The organism is Leptolyngbya sp. FACHB-36 (assembly GCF_014695955.1).
Taxonomy (GTDB): Bacteria; Cyanobacteriota; Cyanobacteriia; order Leptolyngbyales; family Leptolyngbyaceae; genus FACHB-36.
In genome coordinates this window covers 1-8,619 of the sequence record NZ_JACJPG010000426.1, presented here as the reverse complement: position 1 = coordinate 8,619, position 8,619 = coordinate 1, and the positions used below count along the sequence as shown (strand labels likewise).

Below are 8,619 nucleotides of genomic sequence, written 5' to 3'. Positions count from 1 at the left end.
GTCTTTTCCTGCCGCAAAATGCGTGGGTAATCGTGCACCAACGATTCGCCCTTGAGGTCGCGCAGCCGCGCTACAAACGTGTTTTCCAGCGTCGGAGAATCAGTTGCCACCTGTTCGACCTGAATTTGCTGCTGCTGCAAAATCCGGCGAATGTCGCTGGCAGTTTGTGTGGGTTGAGCCGTCAAAACATCGAGTCGATCGCCAAATCGCTGCACATCCGACACCGACTCGCGTAAATCGGCATTTTGCTTTAGCGCAGTCTCCGCCTGATCCAGTTGTGCCAGGGGCAGCAGCACCTCCAACCGCTTCACGCCCAAGCTAGCTTTGACATTGGCAGGCGTATCGCACTGCTGAATTTTGCCCTCGTACATTAGGGCAATCCGAGAGCACCGCTCCGCTTCATCAAGATACGGCGTTGCCACAACAGTCGTAATGCCTTCGGTGCTGGCAAGCTGCGCCAAAATGTCCCAAAACTCCCGCCGCGACACGGGATCAACACCCGTTGTCGGTTCATCGAGCAGCACAATTTGGGGATTGTGAATCAGCGTGTTGCACAACGCGAGTTTTTGCTTCATACCGCCCGAAAGCTTGCCCGCTAGTCGGTCTTTGAAGCGATCGAGGTCCAGCAATCCCAAATAGTGATCGCAGCGTTTTTTGAAGTCTGCGTCGCTAATTTCGCGCAGTCCGGCAGCGTAGCGGAGATTTTCTAGAATGCTCATGTCCTGATAGAGGCTGAAGCGCTGCGTCAGGTAGCCCATTTGCAGCCGCGCATCTCGCGGATTGGAGCCAAGCACCTCGACAATGCCGCTGGTCTGGGGCATCACTCCAGACAAAATTTGAAACGTGGTCGTTTTGCCCGCGCCATCGGGACCAATCAAGCCAAAAATCTCGCCTGGAAAGACATCGAGATTAATCCTGGCGACCGCATCCGGTGCCGCTTTGCTGTAGCGGTGGCGCAAATCCCGAATGGAAATAATGGGCGCGATCGGGTGCGGTGTGGCAGCCCTAGCGGAAAGTGTTTGGGTCATGGCTCAAGGAGTGAGAAAACTGAGAAAACCCGGCAGCAGTGTGGACGATCGCTTCTGCTCGGTTTCAGGAAGAATAATCCGCCCATCGGCGGGCATTCCTTGTTTTGCCAACCCTTGTGCGTTGTCCTTTAGGGTTAGCTCGACGCCAAACACCTGCGTCACGCGGTCTTTCTGGAAGTACGTGTTCTCTGGAGTAAAGCTGGCTTTTGGGTCAATGCGCGACACGGTCGCGTCCAGCGGTCGATCGGGAAACGAGTCGAGGTACACACGCGCTGGCTGTCCCAGCTTGATCTGACCAATTTGCCCTTCTGGCACAAAGCCGCGTAAATAAAGCTGCTGCTGATTCACCACTGTAATCAGCGGTGCGCCAGCGGCAACGACTTCACCGGGTTCGACCGATCGCGTAATCACGTCTCCCACGATCGGACTCTTGACCACCAGATAGTTCAAATTCGCTTGAATCTGTGCCTGACTCGCCAAGGCATCGCGGACTTCCTGCTGCGAAACGGAAATGTCCGTTTGAGCCTGATCAATCTGTCGCTGCACCTGAAGTTCTGCCGCCGCCCGAATGGGAGTGTTTTGCTGAGTTGCCTGCGCTTGAGTCAGTCGTCCTCCAGCAGATTTCACCTGCTGCTGGGCAGCCGCAACCCGCGCCTGCGCCACTCCCAAGGTGGCGTTGTCATCATCGAGCTGCTGTGCAGAGGCGGCACCTGCTTCATACAGTTCCCGTGTGCGCCGCTGCCGCGCCTGCGCCTGAACCAGACTTGCCTGCGCTTCTGCCAGATTGGACCGCGCCTGATCGACCGCATTTTCTGCCTCTAGCACGCGACCCTGACTGTCTTGCGACGATTGCTCGGTGGTTAAGCTGGCTTGCTGAAGCTGCGCCTGCAAAACGGGTAGCTGCTGACGGGCACGCTGTAGTCGCTCTTGGGCTGCTCGGACGCGGGCAATCGCGCCTTGCAGTTGAGCGCGCAAATCAGAGTCGTCAATTTGCACTAAAAGCTGACCGGGCTGGACCGTATCGCCTTCTCGCACGGCAACGTTTGTAACCCTGCCGCCCGTTTTGGCGGAGATATCCGTTTCGTAGCCCTCAATGCGTCCGCTGAGGAATAGCCCTTCGGCATTGGGACTGTAGAAAAATAAACGGTAGATGCCGTATCCAAGACCCGCTAACACCACGATCGCGCCAACGATGCGAACCGGTTTGGGGATCTTTTGCCAAGGTTTTTTCTGAGCAGGCGGCTGCTCAGTCGGTGGGTGTTCAGTGGGCGGCGATTGGGATAGCTCCCGCTCTTTTACAGCTTGTCCGTTTGACGGCTTGGAGTCGTTTTCTAGGTCGGGTTGGGTTTGAGTCATGGTGAATGCCTGAAGTGAGTGGCGCGGAACTTGATTGATTAGTCAATCAACAAACAGTCAAAAAAAGAGATCAAGAACTTTCTATGTCTTTTTCTATGTCTGAGGAAACTTGCATTCCTTGCAGAAATATCTCAACGGCAGTACTTGCCATTGTATTGGCATCCAATTGCTGCGCATCTGGCTGTAGAAAGACCTCCCGCGTGACCAGATAGGCAATTAAAGGACCGATAAAACAACGAGCGGCGGCTCTTGGGTCCATTGGCTTCAGCGTCCCTAGCGACATTTGCCGCGCTAGGTAGCGGGTTAGAAAGGCGATCGAGCGGCTGGGACCGATCGAGTTCAAAATTTGCGCGACGTGGGGTTGCCGAAAGGCTTCTCCCAGCAGCAGCTTCATTAGGGCGATCGACGTCGGGTTCTCAGCAACTCTCAAAAAAGCTTTTGCAAACGTAGTCAGCACTTCCTGCGGTGGTTTATCCATCGTTTCGTCATCGTAGTGCATGAGCAATTGCAGCAGCGGTAGGCGTTGCTCGACGACCTGACGAAACAAGTCCGTTTTATCCTTGAAATAGTGATAGATCAAACCAGGCGAGCCAATTCCCGCAGCGGCAGCAATGTCTTTGTTCGTTGCCGTCTCGAACCCCTTGCTAGCAAAAACCTCTAGCGCACCATCAATGATTTGCTGCCGCCGCCCCTCAAAGTCTTGCTCGTCTCGTGAAGGCATAAGTGTATTTGATTGACTAGTCAAACAATAACACACCTCATCCGGCTGTAAAGCACGATCGTGATTTGTGCCAGTCTGTGGCTAACGTCCCAATGAAGTGAGCTTGAGCCAATAGCAACCCAGAAAACGTAGAAAAATGCCTGCTAATCAATCAAGGCACCAATCAAGACCACAGACGCAAGCTTCTCCAACTGCGGATGTAATGGTTCCCGCATCTCCTTTAGCCTGAAGCCGTGGTCTGAATACAGCCGCACCCAAGATTCCAGCGTGCGGAAATACCAGGGAGCCGGATCTGAGAAGTCGTGGCTAAAGCCAGCCCACGAACCCTCATGCCAGCCATCTTCGTAGCGATATGCTCCACAACCTACAACTGGATGAATGGTTTGAACAATAAAAGACCCATTTGGGGCAAGCAGAGACGGCATTTCTTGGAACAACCCTAACACCGACTCATGACCCAGAAGCGCGAAATTAGAGACAGCCACATCAAATTGCTGGTTTAGCTTTCCAGCCCCGATCTCCTCATACGAGAGCACCTCGAACTGCCCACCGCCCATCGATTGCGCTTGCTTAACTAATTCAGGGACAACATCAATCCCTAAAACATCAATCCCTTTTGCAGATAGAGCACGTGCTAGCCATCCCTCACCACAGCCCAGATCCAGAACGCTTCTTGGATGCTGGTCAACCACTGCATCAATGATCGCTCGATCGGTAATTAGCTTACGGCTCTGGATATGTCCTTCCCGAACAGCCGTTGTCCAAGGCTGTGCATTTTTGTGCCAGGAGTGGACGATCGCAGTGTCGCTGAGTGGTTCTAGGGTCATACAGCCTGTACTGGCACTGTCAATAAAAACGCGAAAGGCACTCTACTTAGAAGTTTCGCAGCGTCAAATTTTGTTCACCCTCAAGACAAAGGGCAATTCTACTTCGAGTTTATCTCAGCAAACATTGTCTGAATCGATCAATATGCGTTGTAACTTCAAGATTTGCAGTGATCTGTAAATTACTGTTTATCTGCTCAGTATTCCTACCGAAGCCTTGTACGGCGGCTCCTGAGAAACCCGTGTAAATCCGCAGAGATAACGGTAGACAAAAATCCTTTACGGAGTTAACACTTACATTTCTACCAATCTAGAAACGTTGTCTAAACGCATTGATTTAGGAGTTTGACAGACTCAATTGTAGTCAACGGATTGTTCTACTTGACGAGTCGCGACCCGTCAAGAGTAGAAGCTCAGCTTGAGATGTTCATCATTTAAAGCTTTGGCTAAAAAGCACAGGCTGGGAATCCTAAGACCAGCGTTATGAGATCCGAAGCGATGAAATTTCTTGAACCGTTACTGAGGTATTGCGACCTCTTCTCAATGGATTCTTCTGAAGAAGTTATGCAGACAGCCCCTCTGCCCGATGATGAATCGGCTAGACTGAGCGCCCTTTGCCAGTATCAAATTTTGGATACTGAACCTGAGTCCGCGTTTGACGACCTCACCTACCTGGCTAGCAATATCTGTGGTACTTCGATCGCGGTTATTAGTCTGATCGATGCACAGCGACAATGGTTCAAATCCAAAGTGGGATTGGATATTGCAAGCACTCCTCGCGATGTTGCATTTTGTAGCTACACGATTCTGCAATCCGACATTTTGATCGTGCCCGATGCACTCCTTGATGAGCGCTTTGCAACGAACCCCTTAGTTGTCAAGCCGCCCCACATTCGGTTTTATGCAGGAATGCCTTTAATCACACCTGAAGGTCATGCACTAGGAACAATTTGTGTCGTTGACTTTGTCCCACGTGAACTGAGTTCTAGCCAGATTCAGGCATTACAAGTTCTTGGTCGTCAAGTCGTTGCACAGCTTGAACTACGACGAGGACTTCTAGAGTCGGAACGTCTTATGCGAGAGGCTCAGAGCAAAGAAGCCGCTCTGAGCGAAAGTGAAGAACGGTTTCGGACAATGGCAGATAGTGCTCCGTTTCTCATTTGGATGAATGGTCCAGATAAACAACCCATTTTTTATAATCAACGCTGGCTCCGGTTTACAGGACGATCGCTTGAGCAAGCCATTCGCGAGGGATGGAAGCAACGACTGCATCCAGACGACCAAAAATCCTGGCTTAAAACCTTTACAGCCGCGTTTGATACCCAGACGCTTTACACGATCGAATACCGATTAAAGCGGGCAGATGGAGAGTACCGCTGGATGTTAGAAACTGGAGTGCCCCGATTTCTGAGCAACGGGACATTTGCTGGTTTTACCGGATCGTGTGTCGATATTACAGAGCGCAAGGCAGCAGAGCAAGACAGCCAACTTTTGCAAACTGTGACGCAAGCGATCGTGACTTCTGCCGATTTTTACTCAGCTTTAAAGGTCGCCCTGCAAAAAGTGTGTGAAGCTACCCAGTGGGAGTTTGGGGAAGCGTGGGTTCCTAGCCCTGACAAAACAGTGATGGAATGCAGTCCGGCATGGTACAGCAAAACTAACCGATTAGAGGAATTTAGGCGACAGAGTGAGGCGTTCACCTTCCCTCCAGGCGTTGGCATTCCTGGTCGCGTCTGGAAGACAAAGCAAACCGAATGGCATCAAGATGTCTCAATAGAAGCTAGTACGACGTTTATTCGGGCACAACTGGCGTTAGATGCGGGACTCAAAGCCACATTAGGCATTCCGCTGCTAGCTAACGACGAAGTCATCACTGTTCTCGTGTTCTACATGTTTGAAGCCCGTCAGGAAGACCAGCGACTGATTGATCTAATAGCGGCTTCCACTGAGCTTGGCTTATTCGTCCAGCGCAAACAAGCTGAGGAAGAGGTCCGGAAGTCTTTAGCCAGAGAGCAAGAGCTGAATAAATTTAAGTCTAGCTTCATCGCTAATATTTCTCATGAACTCCGGACGCCGCTAACGTCAGTTCTAGGACTATCAACGGTGCTGCTTCAGCAGCATTTCGGTTCTATTAATAGCAGGCAGGAACAGTACCTATCGCTGATTTACAGCAGCGGTGAGCATTTGCTGAATTTGATTAACGATTTGCTAGACATTGCCAAGATAGAAGCGGGTAAACAGGAACTTAATAAAGCGTCAGCTAACGCAACAGCGCTCTGCCAAAGCGCGATCGAGATGATAGAAGTCCGAGCGATCGCCAAACGGCAGACGCTTTCCTTGACGCTGCCAGTTGCCGTGGAATCCGTTGTGGTAGACCAGCAGCGCATTATCCAGATCCTGCTGAATTATCTATCGAATGCAGTAAAATTCACGCCTGAAGGAGGAACGATTACGCTGAGTAGTCGGTTGGCAGACGGGGTAGAGTTAGAAGCCAATACTCTGCCTGTAGGATCTACTCACTTATCATCGTCCTGCGTTACGCTCGACGCCCGTTTCTTAGTGTTTGATGTGAGTGATACGGGAGTTGGAATTCCGATCGACAAGCAGCATTTACTATTTCAGTTATTTCAGCAAATCGACGACACCAGCAACTCCCAGCAGACAGGATCAGGCTTAGGACTCGCTCTATCCAAGCAATTCGCCGAACTGCACGGTGGTCGGGTTTCCTTTACATCAACGGTAGGAGTCGGCAGCACATTCTCAGTCTGGTTGCCTTTGTAAAGAAGCAATGACTGATACATTACAGTTTAACTAGTTACATTATTTCTCGAAGGCTCTTTTACCGTTCGTTCAGTAGAAAAGATCGCACACGAAAACTTAACCCGATCGCTTGTTTAACTCTAAGGCTTAAAGCTTCCTTAGTGAATGCTCGTTATAGTAGTAGTATCTTATTCTCTGATACAGTAACAGTTTTTAACATGAACACTAAACTTCTTGGACAGGCTCCCTGGGTGGCTTTGAGCTTGCTTGGAGTGGAATATACGCTGTTAGGATGGTATTTAGCTGCTCACCACCTCTCCTGGCTTGTCGGTACTTTTGTAGTAGTAACAACATTTGCGATCGCCTGGAAAAGCCATCCTATTGTAGATTCGTTAACTTGGTTAATTAGTCGGCAACTATTCGTAGTGCTTAGCATCAGTTTTCTTGTTAGCGTAGTCGTAACATTGATCCTTGTTCAACCACTATCATTAAATTTGATTCTGCTGCCGCTAATCACGCTGCTGTACGCGCTTCTGGAAATGCGAGCTGCTAACTTTCAACAGACGAATATATTTGTGTGGCTGGTTCTAATTACTGCTCTTGGCTTGGGAATAGGTGAAGCTGTAGATCTTTTTATTGCGCCAAGCATGCGGTATTAGCTAGGTCAGCGTAAATCACGTTAAGAGAACTATTCGCCCTGGCAATCGAGCGGCGTAGTTTGTTTGCGTTTATATATCTATGTACTTAAAACTTGTTAACAGCTAATACCAATTCTCTAAATTCCAGCCACAAATCAAACCACTAAAACGTGAGCAGACTCAAGCTTCTGTAATTTCGAGTTGCAAATTCCGAATTGATATAATAGTCTATTTTAGATAAAACTGCTGTATCTATATGCTGGCACAAACATCATTGGTTACTGCTAGAAATCGCTGCACGATCGGAGTAGGAGTCTTTCGCCAAATCATCACGATCTCGACCATTGGAGTTGATTCTTGTAGCGGCTTATAAATCACTCCCTGACGCTGCAAATTCCGCAATGACAACGGCACGATCGCGACGCCCATTTCGGCTGCCACTAAGCTCACGATCGTCTGCATCTGAATGGCTTCCTGCACTACTCGTGGGCTAAAGCCTGCTTGTAGACACAGGCTAATAATTGGGTCGTACAATCCCGGAGCAATGGCACGTGGAAATAAGATGAATGGCTCATTGGACAGCGATCGCACGGGCACTTTAGCGCGCTTTTGCAACGCATGAAACTCTGGTAGCGCCACCATCAGCGGCTCCCGAAAAATAACTGCTGTTGCTAACTCTGGTTCTTCTACAGGCGGACGCACAAAGCCAATATCTAGCTTGCCTTCTAGTAACGCCTGCAACTGCTCACGGGTGGTTAGCTCTCGTAGCTCCAAGGTCACGTCAGGAACTTGTCGGCGAAAGGATTGCAGAATCGGCGGCAGGATATTGTACGCCGTGGAGCTGACAAAGCCGATCGCCAATTGTCCCACTTCTCCTCGGCTTGCCTGCCGTCCCGTCTGCACTGCCTGATCGAGGTGTTGCAGCACTTGTCGCGCTTCCACTAGAAAGGCTTGTCCGGCTTCCGTCAGTTGCACACGACGTTTGGTGCGATGGAATACCTGAAATCCCAATTCTTGCTCTAGTTGCCGAATTTGCTGGCTAAGAGGCGGTTGCGCCATGTGCAGGCGATCGGCGGCGCGGCTGAAGTTAAGTTCCTCAGCAACGGCAATGAAATAGTGCAGATGGCGGAGTTCCATGCCTCACTTATATTTCTGAAGTATTAAAACTGCCTTAACTATATATTGGACATCTAAAGAATTGTTTTTTACAGTCAACATAGCTATTTAAACAGAGCAGCAATGCAACCATTAAAGTTAGACGTTCGAGCCGCCACGATCGCGGATCTCGATCA

7 protein-coding genes are annotated in these 8,619 nt (G+C 50.1%); 2 read left to right on the top strand and 5 right to left on the bottom strand.

The genetic code is table 11. The features are described 5' to 3' along the window. The 4 genes from H6F43_RS11960 to H6F43_RS11945 form a co-directional block, all read right to left on the bottom strand. The coding region (locus H6F43_RS11960; protein WP_190342984.1) for an ABC transporter ATP-binding protein at positions 1-1,028 on the bottom strand (1,028 nt) is incomplete at its 3' end. Positions 1,029-1,031: 3 nt separating this feature from the next. Beyond that, entirely contained in the window at positions 1,032-2,384 is a 1,353-nt protein-coding gene (locus H6F43_RS11955; RefSeq protein WP_190342983.1) for an HlyD family efflux transporter periplasmic adaptor subunit, read from the bottom strand. A gap of 70 nt (positions 2,385-2,454) precedes the next feature. Further along, positions 2,455-3,105, bottom strand: coding sequence for a TetR/AcrR family transcriptional regulator C-terminal domain-containing protein (locus H6F43_RS11950; RefSeq protein WP_190342982.1), 651 nt, complete (start codon positions 3,103-3,105; stop codon positions 2,455-2,457). Between the two features lie 143 nt (positions 3,106-3,248). Then, on the bottom strand, positions 3,249-3,932 hold the full coding sequence (locus tag H6F43_RS11945; RefSeq protein ID WP_190342981.1) for a class I SAM-dependent methyltransferase: 684 nt from the start codon (positions 3,930-3,932) through the stop codon (positions 3,249-3,251). 561 nt (positions 3,933-4,493) lie between these two features. On the opposite strand from H6F43_RS11945, the gene H6F43_RS11940 reads away from it, so the two are divergent. Together H6F43_RS11940 and H6F43_RS11935 are read left to right on the top strand one after the other, a co-directional pair. After that, on the top strand, positions 4,494-6,710 hold the full coding sequence (locus tag H6F43_RS11940; RefSeq protein WP_190342980.1) for a GAF domain-containing protein: 2,217 nt from the start codon (positions 4,494-4,496) through the stop codon (positions 6,708-6,710). A gap of 197 nt (positions 6,711-6,907) precedes the next feature. Beyond that, positions 6,908-7,348, top strand: coding sequence for a hypothetical protein (locus tag H6F43_RS11935; protein WP_190342979.1), 441 nt, complete (start codon positions 6,908-6,910; stop codon positions 7,346-7,348). A 231-nt stretch (positions 7,349-7,579) separates the two neighbouring features. Here H6F43_RS11935 and H6F43_RS11930 read toward each other — a convergent pair whose 3' ends face one another. Next, positions 7,580-8,464, bottom strand: a complete 885-nt coding sequence (locus H6F43_RS11930; RefSeq protein WP_190342978.1) for a LysR family transcriptional regulator — start codon at positions 8,462-8,464, stop codon at positions 7,580-7,582. Between the last annotated feature and the right edge of the window lie 155 nt (positions 8,465-8,619).